Source organism: Bacteroides sp. AM32-11AC (assembly GCF_003603515.1).
In the GTDB taxonomy this organism is placed as follows: Bacteria; Bacteroidota; Bacteroidia; order Bacteroidales; family Bacteroidaceae; genus Bacteroides; species Bacteroides uniformis.
Genome location: NZ_QTNH01000005.1, coordinates 77,719 through 97,443 on the forward strand (window position 1 = coordinate 77,719; position 19,725 = coordinate 97,443).

The 19,725-nt window shown below is 45.6% G+C and carries 10 protein-coding genes; 2 read left to right on the top strand and 8 right to left on the bottom strand.

What is annotated here, in order from left to right; all coding sequences use genetic code 11:
- Positions 1 to 174 precede the first annotated feature (174 nt).
- A complete protein-coding gene (locus DW800_RS06775; RefSeq protein ID WP_117703654.1) occupies positions 175 to 1,839 on the bottom strand; it encodes a DUF6377 domain-containing protein in 1,665 nt (554 codons plus the stop codon).
- Positions 1,840 to 2,070: 231 nt separating this feature from the next.
- Between DW800_RS06775 and DW800_RS06780 the strand changes: the two genes are divergently transcribed.
- Positions 2,071 to 4,536, top strand: a complete 2,466-nt coding sequence (locus tag DW800_RS06780; protein WP_117703653.1) for a glycoside hydrolase family 9 protein — start codon at positions 2,071 to 2,073, stop codon at positions 4,534 to 4,536.
- A gap of 35 nt (positions 4,537 to 4,571) precedes the next feature.
- Positions 4,572 to 5,375 (top strand): ThuA domain-containing protein, encoded by an 804-nt coding sequence (locus DW800_RS06785; protein ID WP_117703652.1) that lies wholly within the window; start codon positions 4,572 to 4,574, stop codon positions 5,373 to 5,375.
- 556 nt (positions 5,376 to 5,931) lie between these two features.
- Here the strand turns inward: DW800_RS06785 and DW800_RS06795 are convergent.
- The 7 genes from DW800_RS06795 to DW800_RS06825 all read right to left on the bottom strand — a co-directional run bounded on the left by DW800_RS06795 (position 5,932) and on the right by DW800_RS06825 (position 19,697).
- Complete coding sequence (locus tag DW800_RS06795) at positions 5,932 to 7,494, bottom strand: RagB/SusD family nutrient uptake outer membrane protein (RefSeq protein ID WP_098031944.1); 1,563 nt, start codon at positions 7,492 to 7,494, stop codon at positions 5,932 to 5,934.
- 21 nt (positions 7,495 to 7,515) lie between these two features.
- A complete protein-coding gene (locus DW800_RS06800; RefSeq protein ID WP_117703651.1) occupies positions 7,516 to 10,626 on the bottom strand; it encodes a SusC/RagA family TonB-linked outer membrane protein in 3,111 nt (1,036 codons plus the stop codon).
- Between the two features lie 253 nt (positions 10,627 to 10,879).
- Positions 10,880 to 12,604, bottom strand: a complete 1,725-nt coding sequence (locus DW800_RS06805) for a glycosyl hydrolase family 18 protein (RefSeq protein ID WP_034532961.1) — start codon at positions 12,602 to 12,604, stop codon at positions 10,880 to 10,882.
- 15 nt (positions 12,605 to 12,619) lie between these two features.
- A complete protein-coding gene (locus tag DW800_RS06810; RefSeq protein ID WP_117703650.1) occupies positions 12,620 to 13,885 on the bottom strand; it encodes an MFS transporter in 1,266 nt (421 codons plus the stop codon).
- A 53-nt stretch (positions 13,886 to 13,938) separates the two neighbouring features.
- On the bottom strand, positions 13,939 to 14,670 hold the full coding sequence (locus DW800_RS06815; protein ID WP_005833056.1) for a 6-phosphogluconolactonase: 732 nt from the start codon (positions 14,668 to 14,670) through the stop codon (positions 13,939 to 13,941).
- Positions 14,671 to 14,692: 22 nt separating this feature from the next.
- Positions 14,693 to 15,634 carry an ROK family protein gene (locus DW800_RS06820; RefSeq protein ID WP_005833057.1) on the bottom strand — a complete coding sequence of 314 codons (942 nt, stop codon included), beginning with the start codon at positions 15,632 to 15,634 and terminating at the stop codon, positions 14,693 to 14,695.
- A 130-nt stretch (positions 15,635 to 15,764) separates the two neighbouring features.
- Complete coding sequence (locus DW800_RS06825) at positions 15,765 to 19,697, bottom strand: hybrid sensor histidine kinase/response regulator transcription factor (protein WP_119957926.1); 3,933 nt, start codon at positions 19,695 to 19,697, stop codon at positions 15,765 to 15,767.
- Positions 19,698 to 19,725 lie beyond the last annotated feature (28 nt).

Consider the following 19,725-nt stretch of genomic DNA (forward strand, 5'->3'; position numbering starts at 1 on the left):
TGATGCAAATGTATTATCAAAACAAACGCACGATTTGGGCTGAGATAAAAATCTAAAGTCCTGCAACAGGCAATCAACTATAATACAACGTATTACAAAAATGCTATTGCTACTAATTTCTAAATCATTTCTAAACTTTTTAAGGCAGAAGAAAGCCTCAAAAGGAGGATAAAATCAAAAAGAAGTTATTTTCATCACTCGTTCTTCAAAGTCCTCTTTACAAAGAGACTTGTTTTTTAGCTTGGAACGATAAGTATAGATGGTAGTTATGGAATAACGCAAAAATTCTGCAATACGCGCACTGTCTGTAATACCTAAACGAATCAGTGCAAATATGCGCAGTTCGGTAACAAGCAATTCTTCATTTTTAGGATGCAATTGTTCTTCAACTGGCAACAAACGATTAAATTCTTCTACAAAGTTAGGGAATATCTTAAGAAAAGATACATCGAAATTGTGATAGAACTCTTTCAACTCTTGATTTATGAAACGGTCGGACTTCAATGTACGATATAACTCCTCAAGTTTACCGGCAGCAGCCTGCTTGTTCAATATGCGGCGATATTCTTCCATCTTACTTATATAAGAGGAACTTAAACTGAGGAAACGTCCCAAATACTCTTCCTTAATATGATTGGCTTCCGTAAGAGTCTGATTAGTATGCAATAATCGTTCATTAGCCTCATGTTGAGACTTGTTCAGCTTCTTCAATTCACTATTCAATATACTCAATTGGGAATTGGCAGCAACAACTTTTTTACGGGCATAAGACAATTTTTTCATTTGCCATAGCACACACAGTACTGTCAATAGAAGGAAAACAGAAAGGATACATATGCCTGTAATAAACATTCTCTGCCGCTGTTGCTGTATTTCCTTTTCTTGCTGATAAGCACGATCTATGAGCGGAAGCATCTTGGAATTCTGCGAACTACGCAACCGAGTAGTATAATAATTAGCATCTTCCATACTAATCTTGATATAGTGATTAGCACGTTCCAAATCGCCCATTCCATAAAGTAATTCCGCCAATGCGCACAAAGAATAATTTTCTTTCACCACTGCCCTAATATCGGCAATGGCGCTACGAATACGTGCTTCCATTTCTTTTTGCTTGTTCCCTACGACATGATAAGCAAAAGCCAGAATTGAAGTAGCTACTGCATACTCACGCGTATTAGATTTCAACCGGGGAAGGAAATCGTTTAATAAACGTATAGCTTCTTGACTTTTCCCTTGATCGATGAGTTGGGGTGCATGCACCACCGCATATCTATAAGTATCTTTTGGAACAAGGCTGATTATAGAATCCCTATACAAATTTGCCATCCGAAGATTATTGTTCACATAGTTCTGCTCTGTGGTGTACTCTGCCTGATAGAGGTATAAATTTTCAAAACAGACATAATAGTCCACTATATTTTCACCCTCCAACGTGTTACGAGGAAGCGATTTCAGCAATTCCATTGCTTCAACAAAAAGGCCCGAAGTATTTAGGATATGTACTTTATTTAATATAGAACTATTTATCCATTGCCTATTATTTAGTCGTGTGGCAATAAGAATATTTTCATTTATATAATGCAACGCAGAATCACTAATATAAGAATTATATTCGGCAAAAAGACGATTTTGTATCAGATAACGTTCCATGTCAGTAAGCTTCCCTTGATTCAACTCATCCTTTATCAAAGAGATATACCGTTCTTTTTCTTCCTCGTATTGTCTACGCATCACGATAGTCTTATCCAGAACAGACAAAAGGCTATCTATTGCAGATGCATACATACCAAGCGAACATGGCAACAGCATTATTATTAAAATCAAGATACGCATCATAGGTTAACATTGTGACATAACTTCGCAAAGTTACAATTTTCTTCTGTTATGAAAATACGATTTTAGTATTTTCTTTGGCATTATAAGTCGTACATCATAGGGATTATACATCTACCGAAATTCATATTTCCTCTACTTCGGATAGTTTTTAAAGCTTTTATGGCAGTTTTCAAACCTCCTTCTGCCTAATAATGGCTAACATTGCAACCGAAACCAAAGGTTGACATCAACATGAGAAAGACATTATTATTTTTATACCTTTTATCTCTCGGCAGTATTGCCGCATACGGGCAAACCCGCCTGACCCAAGACCCCGAACTGGAACGGCAGCTCCACGAAAGCGGACTGATACATCAACCCCTACCCCTGGATATTGAAAACTCTTTCGAAGCCAACGGCTGGAAAAAGGAAGTACTACAAAGCACTCCCCTCACCCGCTCGGCAGGAACAGAGGGATGGAGTCATTCCGGTGCAGGAAGCATGTCCTTCAGTACGGAAAAGACCGTTTCCGGCAAAGGCAGCATCAAACTGCAATTCCCCACATTCACCGGGAAAAGGGCGACCGGCTCTCCTTCCGACCCAGACTATGCCACCTACGGAAACAACAGTGTTACCTATCATCTGGACGGCGCCAATCTGGAGAAGTACAACCGCATTATATTCTCCATCTACCCCGATTGCGACGGGGCGCGTATTGTCAACATGAACCTCACGTTTCGCAATGCAGATACTCCTGCCAAGAAAGGATATAATCAGCCTTCGGGTTCACACCTCATTAACCTTATTAATAAGGAGTGGAACCAATGCTTCCTCGAAATAGACGAGTATCAGCGCGACAAGGTGATGTCCATCACCTTCAGCACAGCCCTCAAAGGCAAAGACCGGACAACAGGAGATTCAGCTATCTACTACCTGGACAATCTACAACTGCAAACGGTGAAAGCCCCTGAGAAAGTCAGCGGATGGATACCTGCCGATGGAAAAATCTCCTACTCGACAACCGGCTATGCCGCCAACCACCCTAAAACCGCCCTTATCAACACAAACCTCACCATAGATGCCGGTAAACGCTTCCAACTGCTTACCACGGACGGAAAAGTGGCTTACGAAGGAGACATCCGAAAAGAGAAAACCACTCTTGGAGAATTTGGCCTTATTGATTTCACCTCCTTCAATAATCCCGGAGAGTATCAGCTGAAGGTCGGAACATCGCTAACTCCCACCTTTCGGATTGGAGAACGGCTTTGGGAAGATTCACAATGGAAAGTGCTGAATTTCATCTTTTGCCAACGCTGCGGGCATCCAGTTCCCGGCAAGCATGCCTCCTGCCACGCAGACCTGATGTCCCGGCATGACGGACGCAGTATCTCCTACTCCGGTGGATGGCACGATGCGGGCGACTTGTCCCAGCAGACCCTGCAGACGGGAGATGTGGCTTTCGCCCTGCTCGAAGCCTATAATAAACAAAGAAACACCAACCCCACCCTCGCCGCCCGCCTGCGCGAAGAAGCGGAATGGGGAGTGGAGTTTATGCTAAAGAACCGCTATGGAGACGGCTACCGCGCCAGCAGCATGGGATTGCTAATCTGGCAGGATGGTGTATTCAACACACTGGACGACATATCTTCTGTACGCGTGCAGAACATGGCATTCGACAATTTCCTCTATGCCGGATATGAGGCGTATGCCTCCATGACGCTGGACAACGACCCGATGCAGCAGGAATATCTTCTGCGCGTGGCCGAAGAAGATTTCGCTTTCGCCATGGAGAAATTCAAGAAAGACGGTTTCGACCAGTTCGTCCAGCCTTACGAACACAGCTACAATACTTCGAAAAGCCAGTACATGGCTACCATCTCCTGGTCGGCAAGCCAATTATACAAGCTGACCGGAAAGCCTTCTTATGCGGACATCGCCGCCGAATACATCCGCTATACCCTCGACTGCCAGCGTACGGAACCGCTGAAAGACAAAGACGGGACACGCGGATTCTTCTACCGGGACAAATCCCGCAAATCCATCGTACATTACATACACCAGTCGCGCGAGCAGGTCTATATGCAGGCCATGGTGATGCTTTGCGAAACCCAGAAGGAGCACCCCGATTATCCTAAATGGGTGAATTCCATACAACTATATGGAGAGTATCTGAAAGGAATGATGAAGTATACCCATCCCTACGGCATGATTCCAAGCGGTGTTTACCATGCAGAGGAATATAAGGATACCACCAACTTCTACGCCCTCCATCTGTTTCCACCTGCCAATGCCAAGGAACTGTACACGGAACAGATTAAACGAGGAGTACAACTGGACAAAGAGCACTACATGAAACGCTTCCCCGTGTGGTTCAACATTTTCAACGGCAATACCGCCATCCATCTTTCCAACGGAAAGTCCGCCGCCATCTGCGGAAACTTCCTGAAGGACAAGGAACTGCTCAACATCGGTCTGGAACAGTTGTACTGGACCGTAGGCAAGAATCCTTTCGGACAATCCTTGATTTATGGAGAAGGACACAACTATCCGCAACTGAATACCTTCTCTTCGGGAGAAATGACAGGAGAGATGCCCGTCGGTATCCGTACCCTGGGTAACGACGATGTCCCCTATTGGCCGCAAACCAACAATGCCTGTTATAAAGAGGTATGGGTTACCTCGGCAGGCAAATGGCTGTCTCTGACTGCGGAATATTAGATAATGGAGAATTAATAACTTATAAATTACAAATTATGAAACATCTGCTTATTTTATTGTTTACGGCTTGCACCTTGCTGACGTACGCACAAGTCCCCGAAGGTTATCCGGCAAACTATGCCAAAGCTCCTCGCTTCAAGGCCTTGATTTATTACACGCAACATGCGGAAGAAGCACACGTACAATTTGCAGAACAAGCAACCACTTTCTTCAAGAAGCTCAATTACGGTGACGGCTTTGTTCTGGATATTACTACCGATTTTTCAAAATACCCATACGAGAAACTGAAAGAATACAATGTCATTATCATGCTTAACACATCCCCCAACACCAAGGCAGAACGCGATGCTTTTGAGCAATACATGGAAAACGGAGGCGGTTGGGTAGGTTTCCACGCAGCAGCCTACAACGACAAAAACACGCATTGGCCCTGGTTCGTTAAGTTTCTTGGTGGTGGGGTGTTCTATTGCAACAACTGGCCTCCCCAGCCGGTATTGGTCGAAGTCGACAACGAAGAACATCCTGTTACCAAGAATCTGCCTGCATCATTCGTGGCTCCCGCCAGCGAATGGTACCAATGGACTCCCAGCCCCCGCCAGAACAAGGACGTAGAGGTACTCTTGTCCCTATCTCCCAAGAACTATCCACTGGGTATCAAGGATGTAGTGAATTTTGGTGACTTCCCCATCGTATGGTCCAACAAGAATTACAGAATGATTTACCTGAATATGGGGCATGGTGACGAAGAGTTTATCGACGGTACACAGAACCTGCTATTAGTTAATGCTTTCCGCTGGGTAGTGAGCAAAGACAAAAGCGGTGACCCGTTCCTCAAATGAAACAACTCCCATAACAGTAATCAAAAGAATAAAATAGGATAGTATTCTTCAAATCTTCTCCAAAATACAACACTTTTATGCCGAAACAGATACCTTTTCCTTCGAAAGGTATCTGTTTCGGTTGTTTTATATAGATACCCTTGTTGGTCCCGACAAGTTGGAATGATAGTTTCCCATAGTCGAAACCAAGAGTTTTAACCTTTGAAACCAATAGTCTTACTTGTTGAAACTTTCCGTATTTAGTCTTGAAACTAAAAGTTTCATGCTGAGAACTAAGATTATAACTATTTCAACGCCCCACGAAACAAGTATGCATACCATCTTTTACAAAAATTGGAAAGCGTGATGGATAGTTGTAATGTTTTTTATCTATCACGGATATCCATCACACTTTAATTAACTTATAATCAAAAGAATAATCTCTTCGCGTGACAGCATGACAGATGTTTTGCCGAAATAAACTTTGTGAGAGATACCACCACTGCCTACATATAAAAATCCCCAGTATTCCAAAAGGAAATACCGGGGACTCTTCAGAAAGAAAACCAATCTAAACTTATAACCAGCCAGGGTTCTGTGTCAAGCCACCTTTAGCTCTATCCATTTCCGACTGGTCAATCGGGAAGTACCTGAACTTCTCCGTCCAACCTTTATTACCTAAAATCTCTGTTCCTTTATCGAAACGCAGAATGTCAAACCAACGCTGCATTTCATCCATAAACTCATACCCACGCTCTTCAAAAAGAATATCCAACAACTCCTGCTTGCTCTTTCCCGCCAAGTTGATACGATGCTCTTTGTCTTTGAAAGCGCGGTCTCTGACCTGGTCGAACCAACCTTGCGCATCAGCACTGGCAGTTCCGTTGATACGTACATCAAGCTCCACAGCCAGCAGCAAAACATCGGCATAACGGTAAATACGCCAAGAGTTATAATAGTTATCCGTAGGATTCACCGTAGACGTCGTCTCCTTTCTCGGATGAATCTTATAGTGCCCCAGACCCTCGTAATTTTCCTGCTGGTCACTGACTTGGAAAGCACTTCCTGCCGGTAGTTCACCTTTGGCCACCATTTCTGCCACTTTTTTAGCCTCGTCCGCATAGACAATGACTGTTCCCTCACGGCGCGTATCACCTTCCTTAAACATGTTGTAAACAGTACTCGGCATGGTGTTCTGCCCATAACCTTCGCCTAATCCACCCTGCTCGGCACTTCTCGGGTCAACAATGTTACGACCGCCCAAAGAACGTGCAAGCCCAAACCCTTCACCGGAGTTATTGCCGGCATAACATACCTCAAAGATAGATTCCGCACACCATTCTCCGTCTTTCACCCATAAGCTTTGATAATCAGGGTTCAACTGGTATCTTCCACTGGTGATTATTTCTTTCATGTCATTCAATGCCACCTGATATTTAGTCTCATCACGATGGAACAAAATAATTTTAGCACGAAGCAGCTTGGCAGCATCCCGGCAAACGCGTCCCTGCTGTGTAGCACTGCGCTGGGGCAGATACTTAGTCACTTCGTCATCCAAGTCGCCCATCATAAACTCATAAATTTCTTCACGGGTTCCTTTGGCAACGCTATACATTTCACTGGCTGCCAGATAATGTTTGATAAGCGGGAATTGCTCATACCCCATAAACAGATGGTAATAGAAAATGGCACGGTAAAAGCGCGCTTCGGCAGAAATGGAATTGACAAAGTCTGCACTGAGGTTGCATCCGGCCAATTTGTCAATCAACAGATTGGCAGCAATGACTCCATTGAACAAGCCAAAATCCCACTCATTCCACCAAGAACCATATCCCCATGCACCGAAACAAGAAGTCGCGTCATAGGTAAAAGTATCCCATTTCGTCTTGTAAGACCCCTCACCGATACCACCGCCGGTTTCGGACTCATCACCCAGCAAAGAAGAGTAAGACCAAACCTCCGGCATACGGGTCTGCATTTCATTCATCACGGCATACAAGCCCTTCATCATATCGTCTTCCGTCTTATAGAATTCGGTTTCTGACACCTGAGTTCTCGGATTCACTTCCAGAAAATCTGAACAAGCTGTGGTCGACAAAGCCATCGCACCCAAAGCCAATACCTTTAATATCTTATTCATTGTATCTAATTTTTAGGTTAATCAAAATGTAATATTCGCACCGATAGTATAAGTACGTGCTTGCGGATATGTTCCCCCGTCAAATCCATCACGTGTTCCCACTTCAGGATCATAACCGCTGTAGTTGGTAATTGTAAACAGATTTTCGCCCTGTACAAAGAAACGCAGCCCCTTGACGCCGACACGCTGCAACATCTGTCCGGGCAGACTATAGCCAATCTGCAACACTTTCAAACGCATATACGAACCATCTTCCACAAAAAAGTTTGAAACCTGATAGTTATTGTTGTCACCATCTATCACACGTGGCACCCAATTGGAAGTGCCTTCACCATGCCAACGGTTCAGCCAAGATTTGTCGTAGTTACCAAAAGTCACATTGGAACGTCTGTACAGTTTATAAATGTCGTTTCCGATACTTCCCTGGAAGAATGCACTGAAATCAACTCCTTTCCAATCGGCAGAAAGAGTGAATCCATAAGTCCAGTCAGGGTTCGGCTTGCCTATCATGGTACGGTCATCACCATTCAACCCATTTTCACCATCCAAATCTTTAAAACGAATATCTCCAGGCTTGGCATTCGGCTGTATCAGCTGAGTCTTTCCGTTAGAATCTACGTAGGTATAGCTATCTATCTCCTGCTGATTCTGGAAAATACCATCATGCAAGTAACCGTAGAAGAAGCCGTACGGACGCCCGTTCTCTCTCCAACTGACCTGGCCGCCCATACCACCGCCGATATTATTGAGACCGACACGGTCGGGGCCCTGGTCTGTTACGGTATTCTTCACATAAGAAGCATTTCCATTGATACCCAGATTCACTTCACCCACCTTAAAGCGATAGGACGCTTCGAACTCGATACCTTCGTTCTTCACTGTACCCGAATTGACCGTCATACTGCCATAACTGGTATAAAGAGGAATCGGCATGGAAAGCAGCATGTCCTTCGTCTTCTTCACGAAATAGTCGGCAGAGAATGTCAATGCACTGTTGAAGAAACGCAAGTCAATACCCAAGTCGGTCTGTTCGGAGGTCTCCCATTTCAAATCGGCATTGGCATAGCCACTGGGCAGCATGCCCGTATATACCTTTCCATTTATGACTGCATTCTTACCCTGACTCATCATACTTGTATAGGCAAAGGAGCCAATACGTTCGTTACCATTCTGTCCCCAGCTTAGACGTATCTTGGCAAAATCCAACCAGGAAGGTCTGTTCTCCATGAACTTCTCACGAGTCAACACCCAACCCAAAGAAACCGAAGGGAATGTAGCATATTGGTGCTCGCGACTGAAGTTTGACGAACCGTCCCGTCTCACTACCGCTTCGAACAAATACTTTTCATCATAATTATAATTGATACGTCCGAATATGGATGCAATGCGGTGATCTTCCGCCCCACCCCATACTTTGGACTGTTCTTCGGGCGCTGTGGCCGTGTCTATATATCCCTTGTCTATATCCACCACCAGCAGATTATAATCTTCCGCTTCCAAATTGGAGTAATGGTAGGAAGACATACTTGTACCGAACAGTGCACCTATATTATGACGGCCGAAAGACTTTGTATACGACAGTACATTTTCCCACTGCCAATAGGAAGACTCCCTTTTCTTATCCTCTACCTTGGAAGTGGCATTCTTACTGGTAGCATTCAGCTCGTAGACTGGAGTTACATTCTTAATGGAATTGAACACCCATTCCGCACCATAGGTAGTCTTGAACTTCAAACCCGGTAACAAGTCCACATCAAGGTTAAAGTTCGCACCGAAATTCTGAGGCATAGTCCTCTGGTTATGACTGACCTGCATGGCTGCCAGCGGATTGGTTATTTCACGCATCTCGATGATATTGTATGCCAGGCCGTTGGGAGCAATGACATGATTTGGATAAGTTACGGCATATTGCTCCAGTATAGCAGGGTCGGTCTGATAAACCGGCTCGGTAGGAGGCAACATATTCATGGAAGTAATCAAGCCTGCTGCTTCACTATTGCCAATAGTATTACCAGTCTGGATTGACTTGGAATAGCTTGCAATTGCACCAAAACTAATCTTATTCAACCAATTTCGTGATTTCGTGTCCAGTAATACATTATTGTAATTCAAGCGTACATTGTAGCGTTCATAATCAGCATGTCCTTTAGCATAAATACCTTCTTGCTTTACATAACCGAAAGAAGCATAATAGGTAGAGTTGTCCGTACCGCCACTCAACGAAACCTTGTGGTTCATAATAGGAGCATTCTTGTTCTGCAGTTCCTTTTGCCAGTCGGTATTGACGCTGGAAACAGTCGGGAAATAAGGGTCCTTACCTGCATTGGCAGCCATTTCATTCATCAACATCTGATAATCCGCACTACCCAGCAAATCCACCTTCTTGGAAGGATTCTGAATACCATACGTAAATTCATAGTTCAAAGTAGCCTTTCCTTTAGTACCCTTCTTCGTAGTAATCAGTACAACACCATTAGCACCACGGGCTCCGTAAATAGCGGCGGAAGCTGCGTCTTTCAACACTTCAATAGACTCAATATCAGAAGGATTCAAATGACTGATACCACTTTCAGACGGCATGCCGTCTACTATATAAAGCGGATCGGAGTTGTTGACCGTACCGGTACCCCGAATACGAATCTTTGATTCCGCACCGGGCTGACCTGAATTAGAGATAATCTGTACACCGGAAACTTTACCTTTCAAGGCATTCTGAATATTTGTAGGATTACCTTTATCCAACTCTTCACTGGTAACACGGCTCACAGCAGACGAAAGTACACTCTTCTTTTGTACACCATAGCCTACTACAACTACCTCGTCCAGCAACTCAGAAGAATCAGTAAAACGGACTTTCAGATTTGTATCTGCAGCAGTCAGTTTATACTCAATAGGCTCATAACCAATAAAAGTGAAGACCAACACATCACCCACAGAAGCTTTCAGACTGAAATTCCCATCAATGTCCGTCACAGTACCCACAGCCGGATTACTTTTCATACTGACATTAGCACCCGGAACCGTTTCTCCGGAAGGGTCATAAACGACACCCTGCACATTAATTTGTTGTGCGAAGAGCTGCAAAGTGCAACTGAGAATGCAAAGCAGCAAAAGGACTCTTTTTCTTTTCATGATAATAGTATTAGTTTATAAAATAGGAAGTTATTCATATTGTATTGATACAAATTCCAATACTTCGATAAGCGAAATTACGTACTAAACAAGAAATGGAAGTTGAATATTTCTCATAAGGAGTTCATTTACTAACACATCCATAAAAAACGTTTTATTTTAAACTTAAAGTGATAAAGTTTAAACCCATAAAAAAACGGATACGTTTCTGTACGTACCCGTTTTCTTCCAAATCCATTGATTATAAAAAGTATTACCTTTCTAAAGTCCAGTTAATGGCATTTCTGAACATGGTCGTAAACCCTTCCGTTTCGTACAACTTACTACTATGCCCTATCTGGAAATAAACATTGCGTGCCTTTTTGCTTTCATTGACCCAAACCACCGGATGATCGCCCATCTTGATGTCCGATGCAGGCGTGTAGCTCGATTCGTCTACATTGGCTAATACATGTACATTAGGGCGCGGACTCTTGTCATAAGTATACCACTCGTCATCGGGCACCACGAAAGAGGCCGGAACATCCTTCATTACCGGATGCTGTTTATCTTCCACAATCAGCGTACCGTCGGCCAGCGGAGCTATGTAGTTCTTGAAACGTACACCACCCATGAAATCAGAGAACCATTGCCACATGGGATAACCGTCAAACTCGCCCAGCAAAGTAGCATGATGGAAACCTATCCAGCCGCCACGGCCTTCTTCTATATACTTGACGAACGCATCTTCCGCTTCCTTCGGCCAAGTATAAGGCGGGAAATCCAATTGAATAACCAGGCTGAACTGCGACAAGTAAGCCTCCGTTATGTTCCTGGCATTGTTTATCTCGGTAATACTGAAATTCCCCTTTACACCTTCGGCCGCCAACCACCTCAAACCGGCATCCGTAAATCCTCCGTGCTGTCCGCCACGTTCCGTCAACACCAGTACCTTCGCCTTGTGCGGCTTGCCCAATAGGTTTTCTGCTACCGTACGGCGCAAATCACCCTGCTCATTGTCTCCGCTATAATCCCAATACATGCCTCCCAGCAAATCTTTATCCAGAATATACTGACACTTGATGGCAAGTGAACGGGGATTCTCAAAACCAAATACCAACGTATCATTCTTATCGGCCAGATAAGGCACTTGAGCCACCTCATCCCACTTTTCAGTATATTGGGTATCCGTATTCCCTACCTTATTATAGTCTTGGAAGCTGGGATAACCGTCACCTCCACGACCATAGAAGGGCATACCCATCACCAGCTTGGAAGGCGGTACGCCCGCTTTCAAGTGTGCAGTAACGGCACCGTCCGAAGTAATGTCACCGCTATGTCCTGACGGATAAAGCGCCGAATGGTGCTTGGGAGCAGAAGCCATGTCATAAGCCATGATATTCACAAAATCGACGGAAGGCAAGATAGCCTTGAAGTCAATGTAACGGGCAGAAGCTACGGTGGCAAGTGTCAGTTCCTTTTCATTGCCGATGGCAGCTCTGATATCCTGCATCAGAAGTGTAAAATTCTCCGTATCGTCCGGTGACGAGGATATATTTGCCATAGAGCTGGTGGGATATTCCCAATCGATGTCAATGCCATCCAAAGCGAACTCCTTCACCACACGGTCACAGTCCGCGGCAAAAGCACGGCGATATTCATCATTGGCAGCCATCTCACTGAAACGTCCGCTTCCCCAGCCGCCGATGGAAAGCAGCACTTTCAGCTCCGGCTTCTGTTTCCTCAAATCAACAATCTGTCTCAAACGTTCCTCATTATCAATCTTGACACCGTTAAAGCTCTCGTTTACATGACCGAACGCATAGTTGATATGCGTCATGTACTGCGGGTCGGGCATCACCTCACTCCACGAAGTGACATAAGCAACCACAACCTTTGAATCGCGAGAAGCCGCAACGACCTCTTCTCCCGACTTAACGCTACCGCATGAAACCAATACGCCCAAAGCGGCAGCCATCATCATTCTAATTTTTTTCATAAGTACTATCTTTAATTACAAATTATCGCAGGTCTGACGGACCCGTGAACCTATCAATGCATAATACAGCATAAACGCTTCTCCAAAAAGAACGATGAACCATGACCATCTCCAGCCTCCAAGAACATCGGCAAGCACTCCTTGCAACAAGGGCAATATGGCACCGCCTACCACTCCAATCATGAACACACCGGAAGCCACCGAAGTGTATTTTCCCAAATGGGCAACGGACAAGGTAAAGATAGCTCCCCACATGATGGAATGGAACAGACCTACTGCCGTGAGCAGCCACGGATTATTCAGAAGAATGGCCAGTAGGGCGAGTAGTCCTGCCGATACCGTAGTAACCGTCAACTGCACGCGGGGAGAAATTCTGCTCAGGCTGCTCCCCACCAAGCGGCCCACAAGCATACCACCCCAATAGAGCGTAGCCATCAGTGCCGGAGAAGCATAATCCATCTCGATGGCGTACAGATTGATATTGGCCCCGATACAGACTTCCACTCCTACATAAAAGAAGATAGCTACCACGCCCAATGTCAGATGACGGAAGGACCATACACTTTTTTCCAGCTTTTCTCCCTTCTCTACCCTGGTTCCTTGGATATCGGGCAAAGACAATTTCATCAACAACAATACAATCAAAGAAATAACAGCCATCAATGCCAGGAACGGAACCATCAGCTGGTCAATCTGAATGTCCTCCATAGACAGACCGCCGAACACGACACCGGTCACGAAATAAGGAGCAAGCGTAGTTCCCACAGAATTGGCGGAACCACCTATAGCCAAACGCTGAACGGACTGGGTACCCTTGACATGGCAAGCCGTCAGATAAGGATTTATAACCACTTGCAGAATGGTGGCCGAAGCCCCTACCACGAAAGAACCCAGTAAGAAAATCAAGAACCCTCCAGGGATAACATTATTTCCTGCATGCCAATTCGCTTCAGGAAAGTGTACTGTGAAATAGGAAGAGGCAAAGAACAAACCAAGCCCCACAATCATCACCAGCAATCCACGCATCAATGTTCCTTTATATCCGTATTTGCTAATCCACGACGAGCCTACCCCTCCACAAACCGGATAAGCAAGGAACCAGGAGAAAGTAATCAAAGTAGCAAAAGTATTTTTCAACCCGCCCACTTCCGAAAGAAAAGTTTCTTTCAGAGGACCCTGAAACTGAGTATTGGCAGTCGTAAGGAAACCTACAATAAAGAACAAGAACACCATCGTGATGAATGGCCCCATATAATTTATTTGTTTTTCTTGTTGTGTCATAGTATTTTGATTATTAATTCAAATAATTAGTTATCAGCCGCCTGCAAGGCGACTTAGCAGTTAAGCATGCTTGCCGCCGCCTCATCCAGCAGAAATTCACAGTTGGGATGAAGCTGAAGGATGGAAGCAGGAACATCTGTTGTCACAGGCCCTTCAAGCATCCGCTTGACAATATCCGCTTTATTAGTCCCTTTGGCAACCAGTACAATCCGGCGTGCCTGCATAATGTTCTTTATTCCCAAAGTAGCCCCTCCCAACTCTTTATCGGGAGGAGTACCCGTTTCTCTACGGATGCGTTCTTCCAGTTCCACATTCATCCGGGTCACCCATGCTTCACCGCCAAAGGGAGATTCCGGCTGGTTGAATCCCAGGTGTCCGTTCTCACCCAACCCTAAAATCAGCAAATCAATACCGCCACGGTTCGCAATTTCCTGCTGGAAATCCCTGCATGACTGTTCAAAATCACCAGAAATGGTAGGCAGCATCAAAAAATTCTCTTCCTTGATGCCCAATGTATCCATCAACTCCGTTTTCAGCATCGTGTAGCATGCTCCGGCATATTCGCGCGGCACATTCGTTACCTCATCCAATCCGAAGAAAGTAACGGTATCCACCTTAAACGGATATTTAGTATAGATTTCTCCCACCAACCGATGAAGATTGCCGGTAGTACGTCCCGTCGAAAGTCCTATCACACTCTCCGGTTCATTCAACATCTGCCCGATGATGCGCCATGCAGCCGTGCAGTCAAACTCCTTTTCATTCTTTGTTATTGTTATTTTCATATTCTTAATCATTAATTCCTAATCACATATTCATCGCCACCGCACCGGCCCCCAGAAGCCCGATAAATCCGGGATTCAGTTTCGTAATGACAACCCCGTTGCTGACAAAACGCATGGTCGTAGGATGAAGTTTCTCCAGAATCTTCTCGTGCATATATCCGTCGGCCACAATGCCTCCACCCAACACCACCGTGTCCGGGTCAATCACACGTACCAGATTCATGATAAGATTGGCAAGCGCCTCAGCTGCATTCTCCACCAGCACCGTACAGAGAGGGTCACCTTTCTGACTAAGTGCAAACACCTCACTCACAATCACCCGTTCCCCTTTTTCAGCCGGAATATGCAGGCCGGTCTCATACTGGTTGCGGAGCAGACGGGCACAATTGTCAAAACCTATGCCGGCAGCAATCGCCTCCACACAGTCCATCCGTCCACAACCGCATTTAATGCCTATGTTCACACCTACACGCACGTGTCCCACTTCGCCGGCATTGAAATGGCTGCCACGGATTTGTCTCCCATTTATCACCGTACCCACGGCAATGCCTGTACCTACATTTACGTATATAAAGTTTTTGGAAATTTGTCCGAATCCCCAGACACGTTCGGCTCTTGTAGCGCTCTTCACATCATTGTCTATATGGCAAGGCATGCCATATATATCCGACAGTTCCTTTGCCAACTCAATCCGCTGTGTCCTGCTCGGGTCAATCTGCAGCCAGACACCTTCGTTGGGATCTACACGCCCTATCAGCCCAACACCCATCGCTACCGGTTTCTGGTCATACCAGCCCACGGTACGGATATAATCATCGAGCGACGACTTGATGATTTCCAGCGCAGCCTGCTGATTAAAGTAACCGGAGTCATATTTCTTATACCTCAAAATGTTGCCACGGCTATCCATTTCGCCAATCAGCAACTTCGTGCCTCCTAAATCAAGACCTAAATACGTTTCCATTTTTTATATGCGTTTTTTAATATTGTTTACTGTCCACAATATTACGCACTATCAGGGAGACAAGGGTTTATTCTCTGACAAAAAAGGTTTAATACTTGTCAGCAGTGGTTCAAAAGCAGTCTTCATGGCTCTAAATTTTGCTGGGACTGGTACCAAACTGCTTTTTGAAGCATGTACTGAAATATTTCGGGTCAGAAAATCCGACCATATTCGCCACTTCCCCTATCGAATATTTCCGGGAAACCAGCAGCTCTTTTGCCTTGTTCAAACGGATAATGCGGATGAAGTCATTCGGTCCCTGCCCGGTCAGCGTCTTTATCTTATTGTAGACAGAAGTGCGGCTCATGCCCAGCATCCGGCAGAAGTCATTGATGGAGAATTCCGAATCGGACAACTCCTCCTCAATCACTTTCATAACCTTGTCCAGGAACTCCTTGTCCAACTGGCTGGTATAGTCTGTCTCTTCGGGCTGCGCATCCATCGCCAACACGGTTTCGCGCAAATGCTGCCTATTCTGAAGAATATTCCTGATACGCACTTTCAGCACAGACAAGTCGAAAGGCTTGATGATGTAGTCATTGGCACCGGCCTCCAGTCCGAAGATGATATTTTCCCTCTCACTCAGTGCGGTCAGTAATATAATAGGTATATGGCTTGTATCTACCGATGACTTCAGAATCCGGCACAATTCATCACCTTCCAGTACCGGCATCACAATGTCCGAGATAATGATATCAGGATTGATTTCCCTTGCCGTCTCCAATGCCTTTCCGCCGTCGGGCACGGCAACTACCTTATATTCGGAAGACAAGCTGTCCACCAGATACTCCCTCATATCCGCATCGTCCTCCGCCAGAAGAAGGACATTCTTCCCGGCACGTTCCGTTTCTTCATGCACAGCCCCGGTAGCGGCCTGAGCTTCTTCCCGGCCGTCAGCCTTCGCTTCCACCGCCACGCTCGCCTTTATCCTCTGCGGGAAAGTTACCGTAAACGTAGTTCCCTGCCCTTCCACGCTACTGAAAGAGATGGTGCCGTGATGCTGTTTCACAATGCGGCGCGTAATCATCAGACCGATACCCGAACCGGTTTCCTCAAAGTTCATGGCATTCTGGGCTCTATAATATTCGTGAAAAATATTGCCCTGCTCCTCTTTCGGAATGCCGATACCCGTATCCTTCACTTCAATAGTCCACTTCTTTCTTGCAGTCTTCACCAGTATATGGATGACTCCCTTCTCTGTATACTTCAAGGCATTGGAGAGCAGATTGTCTATGATATGATCCATCTTCTCCCGGTCAATCCAAACCTTGGGCATATCCGGCTCCACCTCCAACTCTATCCCGACGCTCTTCTGCATGGCGGCTAAATGAAACTCCGCCATCTTTTCCTCCAGATAAGCCTTAATGTCGTATGGAGAAACCTTCAGACACTCCTCGGCATGCAGTTCCGTTTTCTGCAACTCAAGCAGTTGAGTAATCATTCCCATCAGTTTTTCCACATTCTTCATTGCCACCGCAACGGTTTTCTTACCCTGCTCCGGAAGTCCCTCCTGCGCTTCGAGCTCGCTCAGCGGAGCCTTTATTAAAGTAACCGGTGTACGGATATCATGGGCTATACTGATAAAGGAACGTATCTTGTCCCTTATACGCCCCTCGTTCACCTTATGCCTCCTATACTGCACAAACATGTAGACAAAGACAGACAACAAGATGAAATAGAGGAGCAGCGCCCACCACGAAACCCAGTAAGGGTTATGAATGACAATGTCCAGACTTCTTTCTCCCACCTGCTGCCCGGTGTACTTATCAAATGCCCGCAAGCGGAATACATACTTACCGGACGAGAGATTCATATAGCTCACGTTCCGCACTGAATTGGAGCGTTCCCACTCCTCATTGTGATTTTCGAGCCTATACTCATACCTGATACGATGCGGGACTGCAAAGTTGATGGCAGAGAAGGAAATAGAGAAGGAGTTTTGATTATACTTCAAATCTATTTTCCGGGTATCATTGATATTCGTTTGCAAAAGAGAGCCTTTCATTCCCGCTTTGACCGATTCATAAAGCAGTTTAAAGTCTGTCAGAATCAGCTCAACGGGTGCATGAGTCCCCAAGTCCAAAGACGGGAGAAAGGAAAGAACCCCTTCTGCGGTGCCGAAAGCAAGACATCCATTCTTCAACTTAAGGGCAGCATTCGGATTGTAATATCCCCACCTGACATCCAAAAAATCATTGGCACTGATGATAATATCCCGGGAGCAGTCCAAGCAATACAATTCCTTCTCCGTACTGAACCAGATACGCCCTTCGTTATCCTCCAGCAGGCTGTTGATGGAATTGGAAACCAGATTGTCATCTACGGTATAGGCATGCGCCTCTTTCCCATCCGGCCCAACACGTATAAGGCCTTCCCCGTCTGTAGCCAGCCAGGTATCGCCGGATGAGGACTGCATCAGGCAACGGACAGGATAATGCAGAGAGATGTCTCCAAACGTCTGATGCCACTGCGTGTCTCCCGACTTCTTATCAAAGACGGCCAACCCGCTGCAACCGGCAATCAGTAATGAGCCCCCCTTACCCGGCTTTATGTCACCTATGCAATCAATCGGGTAATATGTATAAGTATCCGTCCGTATATCGTAACGGGTAAACTCTCCTTCAATACCACCGAACCAGACATAATCCCCTTCCGCATAAATGGCATAAACATAGTCGGTGGCCATTCCCTTCTCCGGATGTGCATTTCTTTTCTCTTTCTTCTGTACCCGTCCGGTCTGTTTATCAATACAATAGACACCGATACCATAGCCACCTACCCAGATGTTTCCCCCGGAGTCTTCGGCAAGCGCCAATACCACTTTGCCACTATATTCCGTACCGTCCAGATAGTGGGTCCATTTGCGTGACCGAGGTTGATAGAGGCTGACGCCGTTGTTTGTACCATACCAATAATCTCCCTCCGAGTCCTGAAACATCACATTTACATGGTCCGACTTCAGGGAATTATCATTATTGCGTTCGTGCCTGATTCTATAGACATCCGGCATCTCCGGATCCAGATAGCTGATGCCATTCGTAGAAGTGCCAATCCATACAACTCCGGATTCATCCACACAAATATCGGATACCGTATTACCACTCAAGCTTTTGTCATCATCCCCGTTATTCATATAATGGTTCAAAAGTTCTCCGGTAGCGACATCCATGCAAAAAACACCTGCACCGTCGGCTCCCACCAGCAGCAAATTATCCTTTGTCCTTGCAAACGAACGGATAGGTACATGAGGAATCCGGTCATTCAAGGAATGTATTTGCCCTTCGGGACCGTCAAGCACAAATACGCCGTTTGAAAAGGTACCGATGAACAGCTTCGCTCCGAAGACATAGAGCGATTCCACATGCATCTCTGTATGCAGGTCAACCGGCCTCGTCTCAAAAGACGAAGAACCTGCCGCTCCTGCCTTCGTCAGCCGGAAGACACCCTTGTCGGTGCCTGCAAAAAACACTTCATCTTCCATTTGGACCATGCAACGGACAGATTGCCCCTTCAATCCGGCAAAAGACAGTCCTGCACTTTCTTCCCAAGAATAAAGCCCCTTCGACATACACAACCACAAACGGTTTTCGTCATCAAACAGCATATTATACAATACCGGAGAAGGCAGGTAATCGGCCAAGTCCACACGCAATTGGAAAGAGTCCGTCAGTTTGTTGTATGCATAGATTTTTCCATTCTTCAATGCAACCCAGACAATACCCTCCTTATCACACATCATGGTAGTGGAAGACTGGATATTGTCCCTGGAATCAACCATTCCGTCCAGCTTGTAATGCTTGATTTCATTCCCGTCATAACGATCTATCCCGACATGAGTATACACCCAGACAAATCCGGCTGAATCCTTGTTTATCTGGAATACTTGCCGACTGCCCAATCCCTCCTTGATACCCAAGGTGCGGAATGAACCGGCAAACAAGTCAGCGGACAAAAAAACGAACACCCATAACAGCAGAAATGTACATGCAACGGATTTATATGGAAACGGATATGGAGCAGACATAGGTCATATATTGTTTTTCGGATGCAAT